At 63.4% G+C, this 24,177-nt stretch carries 22 protein-coding genes and 1 tRNA gene; 12 read left to right on the plus strand and 11 right to left on the minus strand.

The genetic code is table 11. The features are described 5' to 3' along the window. The first annotated feature begins 2 nt into the window (after positions 1 to 2). The gene (locus art_RS13860) at positions 3 to 1,883 is read left to right on the plus strand and encodes an ABC transporter ATP-binding protein (protein WP_082000304.1); all 1,881 of its coding nucleotides are present in this window, start codon (positions 3 to 5) and stop codon (positions 1,881 to 1,883) included. Between the two features lie 81 nt (positions 1,884 to 1,964). Here art_RS13860 and art_RS13865 read toward each other — a convergent pair whose 3' ends face one another. Then, the gene (locus art_RS13865) at positions 1,965 to 3,338 is read right to left on the minus strand and encodes an MFS transporter (RefSeq protein ID WP_052136567.1); all 1,374 of its coding nucleotides are present in this window, start codon (positions 3,336 to 3,338) and stop codon (positions 1,965 to 1,967) included. Positions 3,339 to 3,447: 109 nt separating this feature from the next. On the opposite strand from art_RS13865, the gene art_RS13870 reads away from it, so the two are divergent. The 8 genes from art_RS13870 (at position 3,448) to art_RS13910 (ending at position 13,529) form a co-directional block, all read left to right on the plus strand. Beyond that, on the plus strand, positions 3,448 to 4,221 hold the full coding sequence (locus tag art_RS13870; RefSeq protein ID WP_038465682.1) for an SGNH/GDSL hydrolase family protein: 774 nt from the start codon (positions 3,448 to 3,450) through the stop codon (positions 4,219 to 4,221). 563 nt (positions 4,222 to 4,784) lie between these two features. After that, the gene (locus art_RS21120; RefSeq protein ID WP_157875274.1) at positions 4,785 to 7,361 is read left to right on the plus strand and encodes an Ig-like domain repeat protein; all 2,577 of its coding nucleotides are present in this window, start codon (positions 4,785 to 4,787) and stop codon (positions 7,359 to 7,361) included. A 352-nt stretch (positions 7,362 to 7,713) separates the two neighbouring features. Continuing rightward, complete coding sequence (gene rpmB / locus art_RS13885; RefSeq protein ID WP_038465685.1) at positions 7,714 to 7,950, plus strand: 50S ribosomal protein L28; 237 nt, start codon at positions 7,714 to 7,716, stop codon at positions 7,948 to 7,950. Continuing rightward, on the plus strand, positions 7,950 to 8,117 hold the full coding sequence (gene rpmG / locus art_RS13890; RefSeq protein ID WP_038465687.1) for a 50S ribosomal protein L33: 168 nt from the start codon (positions 7,950 to 7,952) through the stop codon (positions 8,115 to 8,117). The genes rpmB and rpmG overlap by 1 nt, the downstream gene beginning before the upstream one ends. 4 nt (positions 8,118 to 8,121) lie before the next feature. Next, complete coding sequence (gene rpsN, locus art_RS13895) at positions 8,122 to 8,427, plus strand: 30S ribosomal protein S14 (RefSeq protein WP_038465689.1); 306 nt, start codon at positions 8,122 to 8,124, stop codon at positions 8,425 to 8,427. Positions 8,428 to 8,863: 436 nt separating this feature from the next. Then, positions 8,864 to 9,145, plus strand: coding sequence for an HU family DNA-binding protein (locus tag art_RS13900; protein ID WP_038465691.1), 282 nt, complete (start codon positions 8,864 to 8,866; stop codon positions 9,143 to 9,145). Between the two features lie 266 nt (positions 9,146 to 9,411). After that, the gene (locus art_RS13905; RefSeq protein WP_082000571.1) at positions 9,412 to 11,604 is read left to right on the plus strand and encodes a cytochrome c oxidase assembly protein; all 2,193 of its coding nucleotides are present in this window, start codon (positions 9,412 to 9,414) and stop codon (positions 11,602 to 11,604) included. Further along, a complete protein-coding gene (locus art_RS13910; RefSeq protein WP_038465693.1) occupies positions 11,604 to 13,529 on the plus strand; it encodes an NHL domain-containing thioredoxin family protein in 1,926 nt (641 codons plus the stop codon). Before art_RS13905 ends, art_RS13910 begins: the two co-directional genes overlap by 1 nt. A 160-nt stretch (positions 13,530 to 13,689) precedes the next feature. On the opposite strand, the gene art_RS13915 is transcribed toward art_RS13910, so the two are convergent. The 5 genes from art_RS13915 to art_RS13935 all read right to left on the minus strand — a co-directional run bounded on the left by art_RS13915 (position 13,690) and on the right by art_RS13935 (position 18,783). Next, positions 13,690 to 14,721, minus strand: coding sequence for a hypothetical protein (locus tag art_RS13915; protein WP_052136569.1), 1,032 nt, complete (start codon positions 14,719 to 14,721; stop codon positions 13,690 to 13,692). A gap of 2 nt (positions 14,722 to 14,723) precedes the next feature. After that, on the minus strand, positions 14,724 to 16,325 hold the full coding sequence (locus tag art_RS13920; protein WP_038465695.1) for a helicase HerA-like domain-containing protein: 1,602 nt from the start codon (positions 16,323 to 16,325) through the stop codon (positions 14,724 to 14,726). A gap of 30 nt (positions 16,326 to 16,355) precedes the next feature. Continuing rightward, a complete protein-coding gene (locus tag art_RS13925) occupies positions 16,356 to 17,282 on the minus strand; it encodes an AEC family transporter (RefSeq protein WP_038465697.1) in 927 nt (308 codons plus the stop codon). 136 nt (positions 17,283 to 17,418) lie between these two features. Next, positions 17,419 to 17,835: an aspartate 1-decarboxylase gene (panD, locus tag art_RS13930; RefSeq protein ID WP_038465699.1), complete on the minus strand. Its 417-nt coding sequence runs from the start codon at positions 17,833 to 17,835 to the stop codon at positions 17,419 to 17,421. An 87-nt stretch (positions 17,836 to 17,922) separates the two neighbouring features. Then, the gene (locus tag art_RS13935) at positions 17,923 to 18,783 is read right to left on the minus strand and encodes a LysR substrate-binding domain-containing protein (RefSeq protein ID WP_038470268.1); all 861 of its coding nucleotides are present in this window, start codon (positions 18,781 to 18,783) and stop codon (positions 17,923 to 17,925) included. A gap of 145 nt (positions 18,784 to 18,928) precedes the next feature. On the opposite strand from art_RS13935, the gene art_RS13940 reads away from it, so the two are divergent. Further along, positions 18,929 to 20,260 carry an MFS transporter gene (locus art_RS13940; RefSeq protein WP_052136570.1) on the plus strand — a complete coding sequence of 444 codons (1,332 nt, stop codon included), beginning with the start codon at positions 18,929 to 18,931 and terminating at the stop codon, positions 20,258 to 20,260. Positions 20,261 to 20,271: 11 nt separating this feature from the next. Here the strand turns inward: art_RS13940 and art_RS13945 are convergent, their stop codons facing one another. Continuing rightward, positions 20,272 to 20,697 (minus strand): very short patch repair endonuclease, encoded by a 426-nt coding sequence (locus tag art_RS13945; protein ID WP_038465701.1) that lies wholly within the window; start codon positions 20,695 to 20,697, stop codon positions 20,272 to 20,274. 171 nt (positions 20,698 to 20,868) lie between these two features. Here art_RS13945 and art_RS13950 point away from each other — a divergent pair, with 171 nt between their 5' ends. Both art_RS13950 and art_RS13955 read left to right on the plus strand, forming a co-directional pair. Then, positions 20,869 to 21,963 (plus strand): acyl-CoA desaturase, encoded by a 1,095-nt coding sequence (locus tag art_RS13950; protein ID WP_038465703.1) that lies wholly within the window; start codon positions 20,869 to 20,871, stop codon positions 21,961 to 21,963. A 21-nt stretch (positions 21,964 to 21,984) separates the two neighbouring features. Further along, positions 21,985 to 22,197: a hypothetical protein gene (locus tag art_RS13955; protein WP_052136571.1), complete on the plus strand. Its 213-nt coding sequence runs from the start codon at positions 21,985 to 21,987 to the stop codon at positions 22,195 to 22,197. A 9-nt stretch (positions 22,198 to 22,206) separates the two neighbouring features. Here art_RS13955 and art_RS13960 read toward each other — a convergent pair whose 3' ends face one another. The 4 genes from art_RS13960 to art_RS13970 form a co-directional block, all read right to left on the minus strand. Beyond that, positions 22,207 to 23,370: a N(5)-(carboxyethyl)ornithine synthase gene (locus tag art_RS13960; RefSeq protein WP_038465705.1), complete on the minus strand. Its 1,164-nt coding sequence runs from the start codon at positions 23,368 to 23,370 to the stop codon at positions 22,207 to 22,209. Further along, on the minus strand, positions 23,367 to 23,501 hold the full coding sequence (locus tag art_RS23165) for a hypothetical protein (protein WP_301537938.1): 135 nt from the start codon (positions 23,499 to 23,501) through the stop codon (positions 23,367 to 23,369). The genes art_RS13960 and art_RS23165 overlap by 4 nt, the downstream gene beginning before the upstream one ends. Before the next feature lie 128 nt (positions 23,502 to 23,629). Further along, a tRNA-Gly gene (locus tag art_RS13965) sits at positions 23,630 to 23,700 on the minus strand. An 89-nt stretch (positions 23,701 to 23,789) separates the two neighbouring features. Continuing rightward, entirely contained in the window at positions 23,790 to 24,095 is a 306-nt protein-coding gene (locus art_RS13970; RefSeq protein WP_038465707.1) for an SHOCT domain-containing protein, read from the minus strand. Positions 24,096 to 24,177 lie beyond the last annotated feature (82 nt).

The following is a 24,177-nucleotide window of genomic DNA, read 5'->3' on the forward strand; positions in this document are numbered from 1 at the left end:
ATATGACGGAGAACATCCTCAGACAAAAGCAAAAACCCAGCCGTGACGAATCCGGCCCAGCAAACCTAAACACCCGCGGCCCCGGCCGCATCAACCCGGCCGACAAGAAGCAGGTCAAGCTGCACCCCGTCAGCCTGAAGCGGATCGCGGCCCTGTTCGCACCGCACAAGGCGACCATTGCCATCGTCGTGCTTCTGATTAGCGTCTCCAGCATTGTTGGCCTGGCGCAACCGTTCCTGGTCCGCAGCATCATCGACACGGCCCTGCCGAAAAAGGACCTGACAATGCTTGCGTGGCTGGCCGGTGCCATGATCGCCGTGGCCGCCGCCACCGCCTTCATCGGCGTGATCCAGACGTGGATGACCACGGGCATGGGCCAGAAGATCATGCACACGCTGCGCACCCGGCTGTTCACACACCTGCAAAAGCAGTCGCTCGCATTCTTCACCAGGACCCGCAGCGGCGAGGTGCAGTCCCGCCTGAACAACGACATCTCCGGCATGCAGTCGGTCATCACCTCCACAGCCACGGGCATTGCCTCCAACGTGACCACCGTGGTTGCCACCGCCGCCGCCATGATTGTGCTCTCACCCCAACTGTCGCTGCTCTCGCTGATTGTGATCCCGCCGGCCGTCTGGTTCTCCCGCCGCGTGGCGCTGCTGCGGCGCGACATCACCTCCACCATGCAGGCCGAACTCGCCACCATGAACACCTATGTGGAGGAGGGCCTGAGCGTCTCCGGTGTGCGCCTGGCCAAAACCCTCGGCACCACCGGCCGCGACGCCGCCCGCTACACCGAAAGCTCCGAACGGCTCATCGGCCTGGAACTGCGCTCGCAGCTGGCCGGCCGCTGGCGCATGGCGACCATGAGCATCATCTTCTCGGCCATCCCCGCGCTGATCTACTTCGCCGGCGGCCTGCCCGGGGCCACCATGTCCATCGGCACCATCGTGGCATTCACCGCGCTGCAGGCCACGGTCTTCCGCCCCATCATGGGCCTGCTGAACCTCGGCGTCCAGTGGGTCACGGCCATGGCGCTGTTCAGCCGCATCTTTGAATACCTGGACATGGTCCCCGACATCACCGCCCCGGAAAACCCGGTTCCCCTGGACCCGTCCACGGTGCGCGGCGAGGTTCGCTTTGAAAACGTCCGGTTCGCGTACGACGGCGGCACTGATGTTTTGCGCGGCATCGACCTTGCGCTGTTGGCAGGCACCACCACCGCCGTGGTTGGCCCCACCGGTTCCGGCAAGTCCACGCTCGGCGCGCTGCTGCCCCGGCTGCACGATGTCACCTCCGGCCGGGTCACGATTGACGGCGTCGACGTGCGCGACATTGCCCCTGATGTGCTCGCCCGCATTGTGGGCGTGGTGTCGCAGGAAAGCTACCTGGTCCACGCCTCCATCCGCGAAAACTTGCAGCTGGCCGCCCCGGACGCCGACGATGCAACTCTCTGGAAGGCCCTGGCTTCTGCACAAATCGCAGACCTTGTGGCCGGACTCCCTGAGGGCCTGGACACCCTGGTGGGTGCCCGCGGGCACCGCTTCTCCGGTGGGGAGCAGCAGCGGTTGGCCATTGCCCGGACCATCCTGCGCAACCCGCGCGTCCTGGTGCTGGATGAAGCCACCTCGGCCCTGGACAACACCACCGAAGCCGCGGTCCAGCTGGCCCTGGACCACCTTGCCGTAGGCCGCACCACGCTGACCATCGCCCACCGGCTCACCACCGTGGAGGATGCAGATCAACTGGCCGTGCTCTCGGCGGGTGAACTTGCTGAGGTGGGGACGCCGTCGGATCTCAGGGCAGCCGGGGGAGCCTACGCCGCACTCATCGCGGCGGGCGAAGCCGAACGGGCCAGTGAGGCACTGGAACTGGCGTCATAGCCGGGAGCGTCGCAAAGTGAGCGTGAAATGGTTTTTGGCGGCTGGCATGTCACCAGTCGAAAACCCTTCCTGCGTCCGGAACTAAGAGGCTCCCGCGCGGCGTGAGACCACCAGCGTCACCAGTCCCAAGGCGCAAGCCGTACCGAACGCCATGACGTACCCGGCCTCGCCCAGCCCAAGCAGGGCGGCGAACACGGCACCCACCACGGCCAGCATCGTCGCGGTCAGCAGGGTCTCGCTCAACTGCAGGGCCGAGGCGTTCGTGCCCTGCTCGCTCGGGGCAGATTCCCCCAGCACCACCACCGACTGTGTGGGGTAGGCCATGCCAATGCCGAATCCGGCCGCCGCCCAGCCCACCCAGGCAATCCATACCGGCCAGCCGGGAAGCAGTACGAGCGTGGCCACCAACATCCCTAACAACATGAACGCGGCACCCCACCTCAGCAACTGCGACGGTCGCGACGTCCCGCGCCCGGCCAGCCACGCACCCACGGCCCATGTCACCCCGCCCACCGTCAACGACAGCCCGGCCAACCACGCCGGGAGCCCCCGCTGGTCGATCATGAACAGCGGCAGGTAGACATCGGCAATCGTAAATCCCGTGCCCATGAGCCCGCGCATCAAAATCAGCGAGGGCAGCCCGCGCGCCACCCGCCAGGTTCCCTTGGGCAGCAGAATGTTCACGGCCACGGCAAGAAGTATGACGGCGGCAACCAGTTGGGCGGGCCACCATGGCTGGGAGCGGGTGCTGGCATCGCCCAGCAAGAGCACCGACGCGGACGCCACAACCGCCCACGCCGGCTTCCACCAAAGGCGGGCGGAAAGCGCCAGTCCGGGCCCCGCCGTCGGACTTTTAGCGGGCGGGTGGGGACCAGTCATTCCCGAACCGCGGCTGCCGTGCAGCAACAAGGCAACGGCGACGATGGCCAGGACGGGGACGGTGGCGAAGACCCAGCGCCAGCCAAAGTGGTCGGTGACGAGGCCACTGAGCGCAGGCCCAACAATGGAGGGCAGCAGCCAGGCCGCGGCCAGGGCACCAAACATTTTGGGGCGCAGATGGGCGGGGAAGACCCGGGCGATGCCCACATAGAGGGCTACGCCGTCGAGCCCGGAGCCCAAACCTGTCAATGCCCGCGCGGCAACCAGCAGTTCCATGGTGGGGGCAAAAGCGGAGAGGAACATGCCGGCAACGTAGATGCACACACCCGTGAGCAGCGGGATCTGCGGCCCGGATCTGTCAATCCAGAGAGCCGCGAGCGTCATCGAGACGACGGAGGTCGCCATGGTGATGCCAAAGGCCAGGCCGTAGAGCGGCAGACCGTTGAGCTCGGCGGCGGCCGCCGGCATGGCCGTGGTGATGGCAGCCGTCGAGTAGGCAACCATGAACGCCAGGCCAAAGAATCCCAGCGTGGCACCCCGGTATTGGCTGCCCCAAATGGTGGCGGGCGCGCTCACAGGGGGAATGAGTGGAACGAAGTCATAGGATTAGCGTAGTTAATGGTCGGGCAACAAACGACCGCAATCGACTTTGGCTGCGGCCGGATTGCGGCAACAAGGAGCAGGCGTGGAATTTTCGCAACGATATGTGGCATTGGGCGACTCATTCACGGAAGGCCTCGGCGACACAGACCCTAAACTGCCCAACCAGGTCCGCGGCTGGGCGGACCGGGCGGCCGAACAGCTCGCGCTCGCCCATCCCGAAGCGTCCTGGGGTTACGTCAACCTGGCCATCCGCGGCAAGAAGATGAACCAGATCCTGGCCGAGCAGATCGATGTAGCCGTGGCCCTGAAGCCAACGCTCGTCACCATTTACTCCGGCATCAATGACATCCTGCGTCCCAAGGTGGACATTGACGCCATGGTCGCCAAGTACTCCGACGGCCTGGCCAAGCTGGCCGCCACCGGCGCACGCCTGCTGATCTTCACCGGCTACGACGCCAGCTCCTCCAAGGTCTTCGCCAGCATCCGCGGCCGCACCGCCGTCTACAACGAACTGGTCCGCGAGGTCGCAGAAACCCACGGCGCCGAGCTCGTCGACTACTGGCGCTTCCGTGAATACAACGACTGGCGCCTCTGGGGGATCGACCGCATGCACATGTCCACTCCCGGTCACATCAACATGGCCAACCGCGTGCTCGAACAACTCGGTGAAACCGTACGCATCCCCATGTCGGAACTGCCGCCCATCCCGGTGCGCACCACCACGGAAACGCTCAAGGACAACGCCGCCTGGACCAAGGAATATGTGGGCCCTTGGGTGAGTCGCCGCCTGCGCGGAGTGTCCTCGGGCGACAACCTCAGCGCCCGCTGGCCCGTCCTGCGCAGCCCGCTTGCCTGATTTACCTTGATCTAACAACTTAATACCTACGACGCCGGAGCTTGCCTCCCGCGCATCAGGAACCTCCCGCTGTGGCCACGTGCCGCAGCGGGAGGTTCTTTTAGTTTCACCGACGGCCTGTGGGGTCTCAAGCAAAAGATACGTAGTAATTACCGATGTGCGCATCGGTCCCCGTCCGTAGTGTCGGAAGCACCGACACAACGGAAATACGGGTACAGGAAAGAAGGCATCACGATGACCGCTTCTGGGGGAGTGGCGTTGCATGCAGCGCCGGAGACGCTTTTTGAAGCCTTACGCCGCTTGAGGCAGGTTTTGGAGGCTGAAATTGCATTTTTGGAGGATGCCGGGCCGGTCCGCCCACAGGAGGCAGCCGATCGCGACATGAGGGGTATCTGGCCCATGCGGACACCCTAAAACGTGTGCGGATCCGCGGCACAGCCGATCTGCACATGTATCGGTTCCGTTGACTCGGGACCAAATGCTTTTCAGCTGCCATTCCTGGGGGATGGCAGCTGAACTGCGATTACCACCATGAATTCTTAATGACACGGAAGGATTTGGCAATGGCCAAATTAAGGCAACCGGCACTCATGCGAGTGGCTGGTGGGGTGCTGGCAACAGCAGTTGTAGGTCTCGGAATAACTGCAGTGGCGTTGTCGCCGGTGCAGGCAGCAACCGGCGCACCGGAACGCATTACGCAGACTTTTTCCGGCACGAGGGGCACGGCGTTCACGGTTCCGGATGGTGTCACCTCACTTGCAGTCCAAGTCAACGGTGCTGCTGGCGGCAGCGGAACTGACATCAGTTTCGATTTAGGTCCCATCGGACTGCCAGACTTCAAACTGACCGGAGACGGCCGTGGCGGACGCGGGGCGAGTGTCACGGCAAATCTGCCCGTAACCCCTGGACAGGTGTTGACGATGTTTGGGGCAACCATGGGAGGTCCAGTCGGCAGTCGACACAAACCTGCCGAGGGCGGTGCTGGCTGGGGAACTGGCGGCGCCGGCAACACTGGCTCGCTGGGCGGCAAGGCCGGTGCCGGCGGTGGCGGCGCCGGTGCAATCGTGGCCGGCACCACTCCATTGGTGGTCGCAGGTGGTGGTGGCGGCGGAGGAGGGCGCGGAGCAGCCTTCGCCTGGTGCTACGGTGGCCACGGCGGCGAGTCCGGCGCTGTGGGCCAACGGGGCTACAGCGCCTCCGGAGTCTGCCTTGGCGAGGGTGCCGGCGGCGCCAGCAGTGGCGGAGCACGCCATGGCGGCGAGGGCGGCAACGCCGCCAATTCCTCCAGTGGTGGGGGTGGCGGTGGCGGCGGTGCTGGCTACACTGTTTCCGGCAATGGCGGTGGCGGGGGCAGGGCTGGAGGCGCAGGCGGTGGCGGCGGTGCAGCCGGTTCCAGCTTTGCAGGGACCTCGGCAACAGATGTCAATAAAATGACCAGCAACTATTTTGGCAACGGCAATGTCAAAGTCAGCTACACGATCGACACCACCACTTCCCTGGTTGCCAGCCCGAGTCCTGCATTTGTGGGGCAGACGATTGACTACACCGTCAATACGGTGGTTGCCGGCACCGCGACGCCTGTAGACGGACCCTTCGCCTTGTACGCCGGGGCTTGTGGCAGCGACACGGTGTTGGGTAGCGGTTCACTGACCAACGGATCCGCCACCATCTCCGGACCTGCTACCGATGAAGTGTGCGCCAGCTTCAGCGCAGTAGGCGCATACAACGCCTCCGAAGGCAATGCCTCGGTGGCCACACAACTGGCAGCCACGGCGACATCCGTAGAATTGCCCGGCGCCATGACATATGGTGACCCTGCGTTCGCAGACATCTCCGTGACGTCGTCAGAGAACACCTGGACGGTGCCCGCCGGCGTGGTTCAATACTCCGTGGATGGCGGCGATTCCCAGACGGCAACTCTCGGCACGGACGGCACCGTACGTGTTCCACTTCCCCTGTTGAACGCCGGGACACACACCATGACTGCCAGCTACTCCGGCGATACGTCGTTCAACCAATCTTCGGGCGAGGCCTCCAACACGGTGGCGGCTGTGGGAACCGGCCTGAATCTGGAATCGTCGCTGAATCCTTCAAACGTGGGACAGGAAACGGTCCTAACCGCCACGGTAACCACCAATCAGCCCATATTGACAGCCGAGGGTGACCCAGGCGAAGAAGCCCGGGAACAGGATGTTGACCCCGCCATGATCCCTAACGGTGACGTCGAGTTCAGCGTGGAAGGCGAAGCTATTGGATCGGCGGCACTCGTCGATGGCGTGGCGACATTGCCTGTCAGCGAACTATTGGCCGGAACCCATTCGGTGACGGCGTTCTACGCCGCCACCGGGAATTTTGGCCCATCTGAAAGCACTCAACTCGAGCAACTGGTAAACAAGCTGCCCACCACCGTTGGTGTGAGTGTATCGCCGAGCACGGGCATGCTTGGCGATACCGTTTCAGCCATTGCAAACATTGACGGCGCCGAAGAAGGTCTGCTCCTCTCTGGTTCAGTGCAGTTCAGTGTTTCCGGAACGGAAGCAGGTTCGCCAGTTGAGATCGTCAAGGGCCAAGCCAGCCTGGAACTCAAGGGCCTTCCGGTTGGCAACAACGTTGTCACAGCTATTTACAGTGGCGATGCAAACTACTTGGGATCAGAGGCGCCAGGGCAGACGATAGTTATCTCTGCAAAGCCTGTGCCGACCGAGAAGCCGGATCCCAAACCGACGGATGATGCAAAGCCGGAGCCGGATCCCAAGCCGACGGATGATGCAAAGCCGGAGCCGACGCCGACCGATGATGCAAAGCCGGAGCCGACGCCGACCGATGATGCAAAGCCGACGCCGGATCCCAAACCGACGCAGGGCGTAAACCCGACGCTGAACCCTGTACCGACTGCTGAGCCGCAGGCCACGGATGGCGCGATGCCCGTGCAGACGACAGAGGCAACAAAGCCTCTTGAGTCGACCACTCAGGCACCCTCACTGTCGGTCAAGCCCACAGCCACCAACACCACCACAACCAAGGTGCTGGCCAATACCGGCGCCAATGGTGGGGGACTGGCGGTCGGGGCACTGAGCCTGCTGGGACTGGGTGTGGCGCTGGTACTGGCGCAACGCCGTCGTGCATCAGCAAAGCACTAACCAAGGTGGCGAAAACGGCATGAAGTGACCGGCACGGAAGATGATTCCGTGCCGGTTGCCTGCTTTGGGGACGCGTGTGGTAAGCCAATTAGCACAATCGCCCCGATTGCAACTAGACTGGGTAGGCGCTAGGTGGCGCGGAGCGTGTGCAATTGCTCCGGTTTGCGGTGATTATCCTCCCGCAGGCCGGTAGTTAGGGGCTCAAGTTGCGTGCATTCGGGTATTCGCCGGACGGGCACTTTCCTTCCTTCATGAAAATGTTGTTTGGGAATGATGCTGTCCAAGGGCGGACGTCGCCTAATCGCACGGTTTACACCAGTGAACCGTATCCACATATTTATTAGGAGTGATCATGGCAGCACACTGCCAGGTGACCGGAGCCGAGCCGGGCTTTGGACATAGCATTTCGCACTCGCACCGCCGCAACAAGCGCCGGTTCGATCCGAACATCCAGAAGAAGCGCTACTGGGTACCGTCCTTGCGCCGCAACGTCACGTTGCAGCTGTCCGTCAAGGGCATCAAGACCATCGACGTCCGCGGCATTGACGCAGTCGTTGCCGAAATTCTGGCTCGTGGGGTGAAGCTCTAGTGGCAAAAGACAGGGACGTTCGTCCGATCATCAAGCTGAAGAGCACCGCGGGTACCGGTTTCACGTACGTGACCCGCAAGAACCGTCGTAACACTCCGGACCGTTTGGTCCTGAAGAAGTACGATCCCAAGATCCGTCAGCACGTCGAATTCCGAGAGGAGCGCTAAGACTATGGCTAAGAAGTCCATGATCGCGAAGAACGAGCAGCGCAAGGTCATCGTAGAGCGTTACGCCGAGAAGCGTCTCGCCCTGAAGAAGGCCCTCGTTAACCCGGCCTCCACCGACGAAGAGCGCGAAGCGGCCCGCCTGGGCCTGCAGAAGCTTCCCCGCAACGCCTCACCGGTACGCGTTCGCAACCGCGACGCCATCGACGGCCGCCCGCGTGGAACGCTCCAGAAGTTCGGCATCTCCCGTGTACGCTTCCGCAAGATGGCGCACGCTGGCGAACTGCCCGGCATCAAGAAGTCCAGCTGGTAATCACTGATTTCCGGTTGTAAAAGGGCGGTGACCTTCGGGTTGCCGCCCTTTTTGCTGCCCTTTTGCGGGTCCGCTTCACGCAGTTACGCGTGCCGGATTGCGCCTTGGCCACGTTTGCAGTGGCCACCGCACTCCCTGCTGGTGAAGTACGACGGCGGGAGGTCGCCCTGTTCGACAGGTGACCGCTCGCCGCCGTGCTTTAAGCCTGAGTCCCGGCGTTCAAACGGAGGAGGCCCGGCCGTGGAATGGCTGTCCGAGGCCCCCGAAACGCTCGGCTGAGAGCGAAATAACCCTAGAATCCGGGGAATTTTCCTCGTAAAACGCCGAAAAACACCGAAATTTACCGGAAACGCGCGGAATTGCTGGTAAGTTCGCTAGCAGTGGTTGACACGCAACCGCGTGGAATTAGATTCACTTGACGTCCAGGAGGACAAACATGGCTAAGAACCGTAGCGAACTGGTTGCTGAAGTTGCTGCAAAGGCTGAGACCAGCCAGACAGCAGTAAACGGCGTTTTGGATGCACTCTTCTCCGTATTCGAGAGCTCCGTTGCCGCTGGCGAAAAGATCACCATCCCGGGCTGGCTCTCCATCGAGCGCACCGACCGTGCAGCACGCACCGGCCGCAACCCCCAGACCGGCGAGACCATCCAGATTGCGGCAGGCCACAGCGTCAAGCTGTCCGCCGGCTCCAAGCTGAAGGCTGCTGTCAAGAAGTAATCTTCTTTACAAAAGCATGCGTGAAGGCGGTCCCCGAAAGGGTGGCCGCCTTCACGTTTTAAACGGCGCAGCCGGGGGGACCGGGGGCGGCCCGTTCCTGTGAGCTCCCTGATTCGCACTAAGTTCATCGGGTGCGGGAGAATAATGGTGTGCCACCTGTAGATTCTTCCCCAGCCACCACCGTCCGCACTGCTCCGGCCTCGCCGGAGCACAGCTTTGCCAACGGCATTCGCAGCCGCTGGTGGTGGTTGGGACTGGCAGCGGCCATGGCCGCCGTCGTGATTTCACTGCTGTGGACGGGCGCCACGGCCGTCTCTGAACTGGCCGACCCGGGCTCGTTCACCCGGTGGGGCCTGCCCCTGGTCACCACCCTCCACAACCTGGCCCTGTCCACAGTGGTCGGCGCGCTCGTGTTTGCCGTGGTGATTCTGCCCAAGGACCTGAAGGCGCACCGGCCGCGCAGCGCCAGCCAGAAGCACGACGCCGCTAAGCGCGCTCCGGTGCCGGAGCACCCCGCGTTCACCCGTGCCATGACGCTGGCCATGGTGGGCGGCGGGGTCTGGACCGTGTCGGCCATCGGCGTGCTGGTGCTGACGTACTCCAGCATTTCCGGGCTGCCGCTGGCCGGCACCTCCGATTACACCAACATGCTGGTGTTCTTCATGACCGAACTGCCCGTGGGGCAGGCCTGGCTGATGATCACCATCATTGCCGCCGTCGTGACCACCCTGGTGATCGGTGTGCGGAACATCAGCGGACTGGCCGTGCCCCTGGTGCTGGCCATGCTGTCCTTCATTCCACAGGCCCTGATTGGCCACTCCGCCTCCAGCGCCGATCACAAAGGCGCCGTGAACTCGCTGTTCCTGCACGTCACGGGTGCGTCGCTGTGGGTTGGCGGCATCATCGTCCTGGTGGTGGTGTCCGGAGTCCTCGGGCGCATCACCGCCCAAACGCTCAAGCGTTTCTCGGCCCTGGCCATCTTTGCCTTTGCCGGGGTGGCAGGCTCGGGCGTCATCAACGGCGCCATCCGCATCACCAACTGGCATGACCTGTTCTACTCCTCCTACGGCCAGCTGCTGCTGGCAAAGTTTGCTGCCACGGTGGTGCTGGGCATCATCGGCTACATGCACCGCGAGTGGATCATTCCCCGCCTGGAGGGCGGGGCAAAGAAGGGCGGCTCTGCGAGCACCCGCCGCCTGCTCTGGCAGCTGATCTTTGTGGAGCTGCTGGTCATGGGCGCCGTCAGCGGCATCGCCGTGGCTCTGGGCCGCTCCGCGCCGCCGCAGTCGCGCGAGCTGTCCCAGGAAGCACTCACCCCCGCACAAATCCTCACCGGTTACCCGCTGCCGCCGGAACTTGAGTTCTCCCGCTGGTTCACCGAGTGGCGCATGGACTGGCTGTGGGTGGCGTTTGCCGTCCTGGCCGGTGCCGCCTACCTCGTCGGCATTATGAAACTGCGCCGCCGCGGGGATTCCTGGTCGGTGCTGCGCAGCATCTCCTGGTTCGTCGGCCTGCTGGCACTTGTCTACATCACCTCCGGTGGCCCCGCGGTCTACGGTGCCGTCACGTTCAGCGCCCACATGGTGGAGCACATGGCGCTGATGGCGATCGCTCCGCTGTTCCTGGCCCTGGGCTCACCCATCTCCCTGGCCCTGCAGGCGTTGGCGCCCCGCCGGGACGGTTCCCGCGGCATCCGTGAATGGATCCTTGTGCTGGTGCACTCCAAGTACTCCAAGGTCATCACACACCCGCTCTTCGCCGCAGCCAACTTCTCCGGCAGCCTGATCTTGTTCTACTACTCGCCGGCATTCAACCTGGCCATGAAATACCATGTGGGCCACGAGCTGATGATCGTGCACTTCTCGCTGACCGGCTACATCTTCGTCCAAAGCATGATCGGCGCAGACCCCCTCCCCACCCGCGCACCCTACCCGCTGAGGTTGCTCCTACTGTTGGCCACCATGGCCTTCCACGCGTTCTTTGGCGTCTCACTCATGATGTCCACGTCGCTGCTCTCGGGCGAGTACTTTGGAAACATGGGCCGGCCCTGGGGCGACAGCGCCATGGTTGACCAGCAAACCGCCGGCGGCATTGCGTGGGGCGTCGGTGAATTCCCCACACTGCTGATCGCCCTGGGCGTCGCCTACATGTGGTCAAAATCCGATGCGCGCGAGACCAAGCGCAACGATCGGGCGGCTGACAGGAATAAGGACGCCGACCTGAATGCTTACAATGACATGTTCGCCCAATTGGCAGCCCGCGATGCGGCAATGGTTTCCGCCCAGAGCGGCCCTGCCCTGCCGCATCTGCACAAGCCCCATGAGAAGCACGACGGCGGCCAGCCCGCCCCAGCTTCCCTCGGCACCGCCGCAGGCGGCCCCGCAGCAGACGGCGCCCCCGCAGGGCAACATGAACAGCAACCCGCCGAGCACGGCGCCGAGCAAGGAGAAGCGAACTAGTGGATTCCGCAACGAAAACCAATCCCGTACGGGTCAGGGCATCCGAACTTGAAGGCCGCGGCTGGTTGAACACCGGCGGGGTCGAGCTGAGCCTTGAGAAGTTGCGCGGCAAGATTGTCATCCTGGATTTCTGGACGTTCTGCTGCATCAACTGCCTGCACGTCCTGGACGAGCTGCGCCCGCTCGAAGCCGAATACAAGGATGTCCTGGTCACAGTTGGCGTGCACTCGCCCAAGTTTGAGCATGAGGCGGACCCCGTGGCATTGGCCGCGGCCGTGGAACGCTACGACATCACCCACCCCGTCCTCGACGACCCCGAACTCGTCACCTGGCAGGCCTACTCGGCGCGCGCCTGGCCAACCCTTGTTGTAGTTGATCCCGAGGGTTACATCGTGGCGCACCTCTCCGGCGAGGGCCACGCGGCAGGCCTGGCCTCGCTGATCCCCGAACTGATCGCCAAGCACGAGGCCAACGGCACCCTGCACCGTGGCGACGGCCCCTACGTGGCCCCCGAGCCCGTGGCGCGCGATCTGCGCTTCCCGGGCAAGGTGCTGCCGCTGACCGACGGCAACTTCCTCGTCTCCGACACCGGCCACCACCGCCTCGTCGAAACCGGCCCCGACCTGACCACCGTGGTGCGCACCATCGGCTCCGGCACCAAAGGTTTCCTCGACGGCAGCGCCCAGGATGCGGAGTTCAACGAGCCGCAGGGCCTGGCGCTGCTCCCGGCCGAGCTGGCAGCGGAAGTCGGCTACGACGTCGTCATCGCCGACTCCGTCAACCACCGCCTGCGCGGCATCACGCTGGCGACCGGCGAGGTCCGCACCCTGGCCGGCAACGGTGTCCAGCGCCTGCTGGATGCCGGGCCCGCCCGCGTGAATGACGACGGCGCAGCCGCGTCGGAGACGTTCCTCGGCACCGCGCCGCTCGAGGTTGCCCTGTCCTCGCCGTGGGATGTGGCCTACTCGCGCGTCTTGGACACGGTCATCATCGCGATGGCCGGCACCCACCAGATCTTCGGCTTCGCACCCGCCACCGGCGCCGTCACCGTGGTGGCCGGCAACGGGCTCGAGGGGTTGCTCGACGGGCCCGCGGACCAGGCCTGGTTCGCCCAGCCCTCCGGCGTCACCGAGGATGCCAAGGGCAACATCTGGATCGCCGACTCTGAAACCTCCGCCCTGCGCGTGCTGCAATTCGCGGCCGACGGCGGCGCAACCGTTGAGACGGCCATCGGTGAGGGCCTCTTTGACTTTGGCTTCCGCGACGGCGAGGCCGGCCAGGCCCGGCTGCAGCACCCCTTGGGTGTTGCGGTCCTGCCCGACGGTTCCGTGGCCGTCGCCGACACCTACAACGGTGCCGTGCGCCGCTACGACCCCGCGACGAAGACCGTCAGTACACTGGCCCGCGGACTGGCCGAGCCCAGCGACGTGCTGCTGGACGAATCGGGCGAGGTACCGCTGCTCATTGTGGTGGAGGCAAACCGGCACCAGCTGGTCCGCCTGCCCCTGCCCAAGAACGCCTTGCAGGTTGATGAGGGTGCCGCCCAGACGCAGCGCCCCAAGACACCCATTGCCGCCGGCGAGCTGGCGCTAACCATCAATTTCTCCGCACCCACCGGGCAGAAGCTGGATGACCGCTGGGGCGATCCCACCCAGTTGAAGGTTTCCTCCACCCCGCCGGAACTGCTGCTCAGCGGCGAAGGAACGTCCATTGGTCTGCAGCGCACGCTGATGCTCTCACCCGATGTTCCTGAGGGTGTGCTGCACTTTACCGCCCGTGCTGCGGCGTGCGACGGCCCGGACGACGCCAGCGGCGAGATTCCCGACCATGCGGCCTGCCACCTGTACCAGCAGGACTGGGGCATCCCCGTAGTCATTAGCGCCGATGGTGTCTCCGAACTGGCACTGGACCTCCGCGGGCTCTAGTAACTGTAGGCACGCGGCTCCCCACTTCGCCGAGGTGTGGGATGACGCCCTCTCCACTTCGCCGAGGTGTGGGATGACGCCCTCTTTGCCGCTGCACAGGGGGCGTGAACTCACACCTCGGCGGGCGCTGGGCGCGGGGAACTGCGCGGGGGTGGGGAGGTTAGTAGTCCAGCACAGGGGTGACGCCCACGTTGTTGCCCTTGATGGAGAGGGTTGCTGAGAACTTGAAGTCCTCGGCTTGCTTCATGTCGGAGATCAGCCCGGTGAACAGGTTTTGTTCCGTAAACTCAACCTGGGCCTTGACCGTCAGCGGTGCCAAGACCCACTGGCCGCCATACGGGGAGATTGTGATGGCCGGGTACTCCAGGATGGACCATTTTACGGCCGAGGTGATGCGGTTGTCGCTGCCTGCGCTCATGGGGCAGCCGGTGGGCATCAAGACTGCCTGTTCGGTGCAGCCGTCGAGGTAGGTATGGATGGTCCCGTCCACTTTGGATAGGAGCTCACTGGTGGGGCCGGTGGCCAAACCGACGGCGGCTACGCCTTCCGGTCCTGTCACTGCCCGCGCCACCGGGGGAGCGGCAAAGAGCGGGGAGCGGTATTCAAGTTCGTAGCGGCCGGGGTAAAACGTGGCAAAGGTGTTGCGCCCGTCAGGCATGTTGACGTCCACACCGTTGATGCTTGCCTGGTTGGCGTTGACAACTGAGACATCAATGTGGGGCAGGGTACTGGGGACCATCTGCCAGCTGTCAAAGAACAGCCATTGCTTGGGGCCGTGGAGCAGCTTGAAATCGCTGGTCAGGGCGGCGCCGTCAACCGTGTAGCTGACGGTGACAACTTTCTGCTTGTCGTCGCCGTCCACAGCTGCGCCGATGCTGATGTCCTTCAGGCCTGTCATGGATGCGGCGAGTGCCGAACCGTCCAGGGCTGCAGCATTGGCGCTGGGTACTTTGGCTTGCAGCAGACCTAGGGCCTTCGCCCCATCGCCTGCCTTGAGCGCGTTTAAGTAATGGGAAACAGTGCGTTCCGGCCCAAAGTTTTTGTCATTGACGACGGCGATCGTCACGATGCAGGCGGCCAGGGCCAGCATTAGGACCAGAAGCCACGCTGCGGCAATTTTAATGAGTTGGGTCCCGTTCTTCACCTCGTCAACTGTACCGGGTTCGGACTCGGGGGCTTGAATTCCGGTCATGGTCAGCGGCGGCGCTTACGGGGTGCGGTGCCGAACATATCCCGGATCAGGTTCCTTCCCATGGAGCGGGCGGCACTCTTCAACCCGCCTGTCAGTCCGCTGCCAAAAGCCCCGCCCAAGGCGCCGATGACGTCGGAGGCGATGCCGCCGTCGTGCTTGGGAGAAGGCAGGGAGGCTGGGGGAGGGGGCGGCGGCAGGGGCGTGCCAACGGCCGGACCGGTGCGGGGCGGCTGCGGCGCCTCGGCAGGAACGGTCGCTGCAGCCAACTTCTCGAAGGCCGAGACGGGGTCGACGGCGGTGCCATAGGTGGGCAGCAGTGCGGAGGCGGCGATAACAGACGTGACGGTGGTTTCGGCGCTGGGACCCATGACTGAGCCGGGGGCGCGCAGGCGGGTCAGGGCAACCGGTGTTGGTGCGCCATTTTCATTCATGACGGTGACAACGGCCTCGCCAATGCCCGCGTTGGTCAGCACTTCCTCGAGGTCGTAATCGTTGATGGGGAAGGTGGAAACGGTGGCCTTAAGCGCCTTGGCGTCCTCGGGGGTGAAGGCGCGCAGGGCGTGCTGGACACGGTTGGCCAGCTGGGCCAGGACGTCGGAGGGGACGTCCTTGGGGGTTTGGGTGACGAAGAAGATGCCCACACCCTTGGAGCGGATGAGCCGCACGGTCTGGGTGATGGCGGCCAAAAACGCCTTGCTGGCATTGTTGAACAGCAGGTGCGCCTCGTCGAAGAAGAACACGAGCTTGGGCTTTTCAATGTCGCCGACCTCGGGCAAATCGCGGTACAAATCGGCCAGCAGCCACATCAGGAACGTGGAGAACAGCAGCGGCTTGTCTTGGACGCTGGGCAGTTCCAGGCAACTGATGACGCCGCGGCCGTCGGGGGCGATGCGCAGCAGTTCGGCCGTATCAAATTCGGGGGAGCCAAAGAACTCGCCCATGCCCTGGGCATCAAGGGTGATCAGGTTGCGCAAGATGACCCCGGCCGTGGCCTTGGACAGCCCGCCAAGTTCCTTGAGGTCGGCCTTGCCCTCATCGGAGGTCAGGAATGTGATGACGGCGCGCAGGTCCTTGAGATCATAGAGCTCAAAGTCCTTCGTGTCGGCGTAGTGGAACACCAATTGCAGGCTGGATTCCTGGGTTTCATTCAAGTCCAGGACACGCGAGAGCAGGATGGGGCCGAACGAATCGATGGTGGCCCTGACCGGCACGCCGTTACCGTTGCCGCCGAGTGCCAGGAATTCCACCGGGAACGCCTTGGATTCCCAGTGCTGGCCCAGTGCCTGGGTGCGGGCCGTGAGCTTGTCGTTGCCTTCCGCGGCTGTGGCAAGGCCAGTGAGGTCGCCCTTGATGTCGGCCATGAAGACGGGCACCCCAGCCGTGGACAGCTGTTCGGCAATCATGTGCAGCGTGACAGTCTTGCCGGTGCCCGTGGCGCCGGCGACCAAGCCGTGCCGGTTCATCATGGCCAGCGGCAGGGCCACCTGCGCTTCGGGACGGATCACGCCGTCGACCATGGCCGCGCCCAAGGCGATGGAGGGGCCTTCGAAGGTGTAACCGGCCTGGATCGCCGTGATCAGTTCTGCTGCAGATTTGGTAGCCATAACGAAAGCGTACCGTGACTCATCCAAGTCTTACCCCAAGAGGAAGGCAACCGCGAACATCGCGGGAATGGCCAGCACCGTCGTCAGCAGCACCGTGTCCTTGGCAACCGCAGCACCCACCTGGTAACGCTGCGCCGTGACGTAGACGTTCTGCGCCGTGGGCAGTGCGGCGGCAATAACGACGGCGAACAGTCCAGCCCCGTCCATGCCGAGGGCAAAGTGCCCCAACAGGAAGGCGACGAGCGGGTGCAGGATGAGTTTGAAGCCTGAGGCCAGGAGGATGTCGGGCCGCCTGCCATCAGCCGGGTTCAGGGGCTTGCTCGTGCCCAGGGACATGCCAAAGGCGATCAGGATGGAGGGGATGGCGGCGCCGGCAATGAGGTGCAGCGGCTCGGCCACGAGGGAGGGGAGCTGCCGGCCGGTGGCGGACAAGACCAGTCCCACGGCCGTTCCCAGGATCATGGGGTTGCTGACGATCTGCAGCAGAACCCGGACGGGGGTGGCGCGGTGGCCGCTGGTGAGGCTGTCGAGCAGCATGAGGTAAATGGGTGTGTAGAACGCCAGCTGAAACACCAGGACGGGCGCGATCAGTGCGGCATCACCCAGGACGTATGCCGCAATGGGAATGCCCAGGTTGGCCGCGTTGGCCGTTGATGAGGACATGGCGGCGAGCAACGACTCGGCAACTGTGCGTTTGAGCCAAAATCTTACGATCACCAGGAAAATGGCGGCCGTTGTGACGGCGCTAACCGCCGCGACCAGCAGCGGCTGGGCGAAAACCACATGGAGATCTGCCCTGGCCAAGGTTTCCACGAGCAGTGCGGGGCTTGCCACGAAGAAGGACAGCCTGCTGAGCACCATCTGGGCGTTCTCGCCCAGCACCTTTTTGCGGCCGACAAACCAGCCCACCAGGATGATGAGCCAAACTACGGAGAATCCCTCGATGACAGCCAGCACAGGTTACAGCATAGTGAACGCGACTATCGAGGTGTGAGCTCACGCCCTGACCTACCCGTCGAGGTGTGAGTTCACGCCCTGACGTGCCCGGAGGGGAACGGGGGCCAAAGGTCACAACGCGTTGCGGCGAACGGCGTTAGCGGGACTGGGCGAGCGCCGGGCGCAACAGGCCCTCGGTGATGGCTTCCGCCGGGTCGGTTCCCAAGTGGACGATCCTGTTGTCCGCGTCGACATGCACCACTGAGGGGACATAGTCGCGCGCCTCGGCCGTGGTCATCTGGGCGTAGGTCATCAAGATGACAAGGTCGCCAACGCCCACGAGGTGGGCGGCTGCGCCATTGATGCCAATGACGCCGGAGCCGCGAACGCCGGCGATCGTGTACGTCTCCAGGCGTGCGCCGTTGGTGATGTCAACGATGGACACCATCTCGCCGGGAAGAATGTCAGCGGCATCAAGCAGGTCCGCATCGACTGTCACGGAGCCCACGTAGTGCAGGTCGGCATGGGTGACTGTTGCGCGGTGAATCTTGGACTTAAACATGGTTCGCATCATAACGGGGTCAAGTCTACCGCTGAACGTCAAGGGGATGCTGTGGGCTTCCTTATATATAGGTACCCGTTAGCGTTGGTCCGGCGGAAGCTACCGCCGCCCAACAGGCGTGAGCTTGCGGCCCATGATGGCGCGGGTCAGAGCGTCCACCACTTCGGTGTTCGCCAGTGGATTGCGCATCAAGGTGAAGTCCACATCTCCCACGGGCGGCAAGTCAAAACGCCTGGTGATGATTTTCAGATCTTCCGGCACGAGTGACGTCGGCATGACGGCAATGCCGATGCCTGCCCGCAGTGCCGCGAGCACTCCGCTGATTTGCTTCGTGGTGCAGGTGACGCGCCAGGTGCGGCCCGCATCTTCCAAGGCATCGAGGGCGAGCTTGCGGCTCAGGCTCGGCGCGGGATAGACGATGACGGGCACGGGATCGCCCGGTTCAAGGACCGTCTGCTCCAGGCCGACCCAGTCAAAGGTGTCCTTCTTGACGACCTCACCCTCTTGCGCGCCGGACACCCACTTCACAAACACCAAATCCAGTGCACCGGCCTTCAGCCGGCGGTGCAGCTGGTCGCTCTGGCTCACGGTCAGTTCAAGGTTGATCTGAGGGTAGAGCTGGCGGAACTCGCGCAAAATGCGGGGCAGACCGGTGATGGCCAGGTCATCGGCGGTGCCGAATCGCAGCCGGCCGCGCATGGCGACACCGGAAAAGTAGCGGGTTGCGGCGTCGTTGGCTGACAGGATGGTGCGGGCGAAGCCGGCCATGGCATCGCCGTTATCCGTCAAACGCAGTTCTCGGGTGTCGCGGGTGACCAGGACGCGCCCGGCCGCCTGCTCCAGTTTCCGCACATGCTGGCTGACGGTTGGTTGGCTGATTCCCAGCCGTTCCGCGGCGCGGGTGAAGTTGCGGGTATCGGCCAGCGCCAGGAAGGTCTTGAGCTGGACGGGGTCAAAAATGGGGGCATCCGACATGGCGCACTTCCTTGGAACTATTACGAGACTCAATAGTATTTATAGGCATCATACTCTTTCGACATAAATCGATGCCACCTATGGTTGAAGAAGTAAAGACCCACCACCCTCGAGTCCCAGGACCAAACCGTTGACTCCCCCCTCAACATCGTCGAACGCCGCCCTGACAGCACCCATCAACCTAGTGACAACACGCCCCCCGTGGAATCAAACGTTCTCCTCGCTCAAGATCCGCAACTACCGCATCTTTGCCTCGGCCAACCTGTTGGCCGTCATTGCCTTGTGGATGCAGCGGGTGGCCCAGGACTGGATGGTCCTTGAGCTCTCTGGTTCGGTGACCGCCGTCGGAATTACCGTCTTCATGCAGTTCATCCCCTCACTCGTGCTGATGCCGCTGGGCGGCATCCTGGCCGATCGGTACTCCAAACGCCTGATTCTCATGATCAGCCAAAGTATGGCCGGTGCGCTGGCGGCCATCATGGCGGTTCTGGCACTGACCGGGAACCTTGCGGTGTGGCACATTTACGTCATCGCCTTCGTCCTGGGACTGGTGGTGGTGGCCGACCAGCCTGCCCGCCAGGTCTTCGTCAATGAGCTGGTGGGGCCCGCACAACTGCGCAACGCCATCAGCCTGAATTCCTCGATCTTCCAGCTGGGCGGCATGATCGGCCCCGCCGTCAGCGGTGTCATGATCATGGCCATCGGCGGCGGTTGGGCCTTCGCCGCCAACGCGCTGGCCTGCATCATCACGGTGCTCTCGCTGCTGCTGATCCGCAAGAACGAGCTGGTGCTCATGCCGCCAGTCAAGCGGGCCAAGGGCCAGCTGATGGAAGGCGTCCGCTACGCACTGAGCAAACCAACCATCGTCTGGCCGGCCGCCATGGCCGCCGTCTTTGCCGTGTTTGGGCTAAGCCTGCCTGTCCTGATGGCCGCCTACGCCAACAACGTGTTCGACGCCGGTGCCGGAGGCTACGGCCTGCTGAACACCTTGGTTGCGCTCGGTGCACTCTGCGGGGCCCTGGCCTCCACCCGCTTTGCCACGCTGCGGTTGCGTGGTGTCATGGCGGCTGCCGGCAGCTACGGGGTGATCCTGATGATCGCCTCACTGGCACCGAACATGGTCACCTTTGGTGCTGTCATGGTGGTGGCCGGATTTGCCTCACTGCTGTTTTTGACGAGCTCCAACCAGTTGGTGCAGATGTCAACGAATGTGATGATCCGCGGCCGCGTCATGAGCTTGTACATCATGGTGCTGATCGGTGGGCAGGCCTTGGGCGGCCCGCTCATGGGTTCGCTCGCCGAGCACTGGGGCGTGCAATGGGCAACGCTTGTTGCCGGCGGCATGCCAGCCCTCGCCGCCCTCGTCTTTGCCGTGGTTCTTGCCAAGCGCGGCCAGTTGACACTGCGGCTGAACCTGCGCAGTGTCCGGCACCCGGTCTTTATTGAGCCAAGGACCAGCTGAGCCGCAGCTTTTCAGCACAGCGGGCCGGGCGGCCCCAGGGCGCCGTGGAGGTATTCCGCCACGGCGCCCGGGTTTCGCAGCTCACACTCCCACACCGTGACAGTGGTCCATCCTTGCGCCGCAAGGGCGGCTAGTGCCTGCTTGTCACGCTCAACGGTCCGCGACCGTTTCGCGTCCCAGAAGTCTGAGTTTGTTGCCGGCTTGTGCGTGCCGTTGGGGCAGCTGTGGGAGTGCCAAAAACAGCCGTTGATGAAAATGGCGACGTGGCGGCTGCGGAACACCATGTCCGGTGTGCCGGGCAGGTTATTGGCATGCAGTCTGTACCGGTAGCCCTCGGCAAATAACATCCGGCGCACCAAAATTTCTGGCTTGGTGTCCTTGCTGTGGATGCGGGACATGACCCGATGGCGCTGTTCCCTGGTCAGTGAATCAACCATGCGCCCATGCTACGCCCGGTGGCTGGCGCCGGCCCAGGTCCCGGGACAACACACTTTTGCCCGGCTCGGCAGGAGCTTTCCACCGTGTAGGGGACTAAAATCAATGTACGAAAGATCTTTTTGGTTTCCCTTGCCGGCTTAGACGGTCGACCCTGACCCGCTGGTGACACCATGCAACTACCCTTCAATCCAGCAAACGCCCCGCGGCATGCCGTGGTCCGCCCGGCACGCGGCAACCCCGTCATCGAGTCCTATGCCGCACTGCTGAAAAGTGCGCGGGCAGCAGGACTCATGCGCCGCCGTCGAACGTTTTATGCAGTGGTGTTTGCCGTGCTGCTGCTGTTGCTGGCCGCCGCAGGCACCGGTTTTGTGCTGCTGGGGCAGACCTGGCTCCAGTTGCTGATCGCCGCCGCCTTGGGGATCTTATTCACCCAGTTCGCGTTTCTGGCGCACGAAGCCGCCCACCACCAGGTGTTTGCCTCGGGCCAGGCCAACGACTGGACGGCCAGGATCCTGGGACCGCTGTTGGTGGGCATGAGCTACGCCATGTGGGTCAAAAAGCACACGGCACACCACCAAAACCCCAACACGAAGGGCAAAGACCCCGACATCCACACCGGGGTGGTGGCGTTCCATGAGGAGGGTGCCGCCACGAAGCGCGGATTTGCCGCTGTCATCACCCGCCACCAGGGGACGCTGCTGTTTCCGCTGATCCTGTTTTTGGGTTTCAGCCTGGTCGTAGACTCGGCCAAGACCTTGTTCGGCCGGCGTGGGGTGCGGTACAGGTACGTGGAGATTGGGTTATTGGTGCTCCGGTTTGGCGTTTATCTGGCCGTGTTGCTGCTGATGCTGCCGTGGGAGATGGCGCTGGCCTTCCTCGCCGTGCAAATGGGTGTGTTCGGTTTCTACATGGGTGCCTCATTTGCGCCGAACCACAAGGGCATGCCCGTCCTGGAAGCCGGCAGCAGGGCCGATTACCTCACCCGCCAGGTGGTGACGAGCCGCAACATCCGTGGCGGTCTCTTTATGGACACGCTTATGGGCGGGCTGAACCGGCAGGTGGAGCACCACTTGTTCCCGGACATGGCACGGCCCGAACTGCGCCGTGCCAACGCCCTTGTCCGGCAGGCCTGCGAAAGCAACGGGATCGTGTTCACCGAGACCGGACTGATGCAGTCCTACGCCATTGTGGTGCGCTACCTGAACCGTGTGGGCCTGTCCGCCGTGGACCCGTTTGAGTGCCCGCTGGTGCGACAGTTCCGCTAACAAACCAAGAGAGGCACGGCCATGGAGCAGGTCAGTGTTCGGTACATAGTGCACGACGTCGACTCCGCCTTGGAGTTCTACGTTCAGCAGCTCGGGTTCACCGAGGTGATGCACCCGGCTCCGGGCTTTGCCCTGCTCAGCCGTGGCAGGCAGGCGTTGCTTGAGGACCCCTCCGGCAACGTGGTGGAATTGTTTGAACCACTGTTGCCGGAGGCAGCCCACAAATCGTTCTAACCGATCCGTCTATCCGTCGGCCAGCGGGAGGTGCGGGTACGCTTCCTGTCGCCGCTGGAACTCGAGGATCGCAGGGTTGACGATGACGCCGTCGGATATTTCAATGGCGCGCTGGACGGTGTCGCTTTCAACCCAGGCGGACGGACCCTCCAAGACGGTCTCGATGAACGGCATCAGCGCCTCGCTAATTTCCCAGGTGGCGGAATTCCACAGGTAGCTGGGGCTATGATCAACCGCGTAATAGTTGATGTGGTCGCCAACTGTGAACATGGGATCGGCGAATGTTGTGCTGCGCGCCCAGCTGAATCCCATGCCCTCGTCACAGGAAACATCAACAATCAGGCTGCCAGGGCGGAACGCGTCAAGATCCGATTCCGTCAGGTATGTCATGGGCGCATTGGGATCCTGCAGGGTGCAGTTGACGACTATGTCTGCTCCGGCCAGGAACTCGCCCAACGGCACGTCGCCGTCCTCAAGCATCACGAAACCGGCGTAGGGCGCGTCGGGTGCAAAATCAAATTGCACCATCTCTACCGAATGGATCGGAGCGGCAACGGCTGCCACGCTACGGCTGGTCAGCACCTGCACGTCATAAATGCCCAGTGCCTTCAAAGCCGTTACGGCACCGCGGGCGGTGGCGCCGAAACCTACGACCACGGCACTCATGCGGCGTCCGTAGTCGCCGGTGGACCCCGTCAGGGTCAGCGAGTGCATTACCGAAGAGTAGCCGGCGAGCTCGTTGTTCTTGTGAAACACGTGCAGGCCAAAACCACCGTCAGCAGCCCAGTGGTTCATGACTTCAAAGGCGATCAACGTCAGCTTCTTGTCGATGGCCAGCTGGGTGATGGCACGGTCCTGGACGCAGTGCGGCCAACCCCACAGGATTTGCCCGTCCTTCATGTCAGCCAGGTCCGAGGCCTGCGGCTTGGGTAAAAGCAGCACGTCCGACGCCGCAATGACGTCCTCGCGAGAGGCGACGGAACCCACCAAAGTGGCCAGCACGCCGTCGGACATCCCAAAGCGGCTGCCATACCCTTCCTCAACCACCATCCGGGCGAGAATGTCGGGCTCTATCCGGGAAAAATGCTCCGGGTGGATGGGCGCACGCCGCTCATCGGGTTTGCTGGATTTGCCTAAAACGCCGAGCCGCAGCCCGGTCCTTGCAGCACTCATTTTTTCTTTGCGGGCGTGGGTTTATCCGCAATGGTTGCTGCGGTATCGCCGGCCCGTTTGTCGGCGCGCTTTTCCTTGATGGATTTGCTTGACTTCTTCGATGCGGTTTGCCGTGGTGATTTGTCGCCCATGTCAGCTCCCTAAAGGTGGGGCCAAAATGGCCCCGTAGCCTGACCCTACACGCACCGGCTGTTAACCCACACAGCATGTTAAGCAACTGTTGCCCCCGGGAAATCCCGGAGGCAAAGTGTGCATACAGAGCGGGCGACGGGAATCGAACCCGCGTATCGAGCTTGGGAAGCTAGCGCTCTACCATTGAGCTACGCCCGCATTGGAACCCCTGTGCGGCAGGCCGCGGCGATGTTCCGCTATTGATTCTAGCCCGTGCATTGGTGTGCTTTTGACCATTGGCACGCGTGTCAGCCGATGATGGAAGCCTTCACTGCTGTGAACTCGGCATCTGTCAGGGCGCCGGAGGAGTGCAGGGCGGCAAGGCGCTCCAACTTGCTGAGCAGATCGTCGACCGGGGCGGCAGCGGGTGCAGCCAGGGGAGCCGGCGCGGCCTCCGGCACGGGCATCATCTGCGCCTGCTGCGCTGTGGCCTGCTGGCCGGCAGCCTTGGCATTCACAGCATTGCTGGCGGCTGTTGCGGTGCCTGCAATGACTGCCGTGCGCGCCGCGGTTCCCAACAAGGTGGGGCGTCGGTTCCGTCTGCCAAAAGCCATGGTGATCTCCTTGAGTAAGTGCCGCGCGGGCCAAACAGCCTGCCGATTCCCTCATCATACGGCGCACAGCGCATGGTGGGCC

The organism is Arthrobacter sp. PAMC 25486 (genome assembly GCF_000785535.1).
Classification (GTDB): Bacteria; Actinomycetota; Actinomycetes; order Actinomycetales; family Micrococcaceae; genus Specibacter.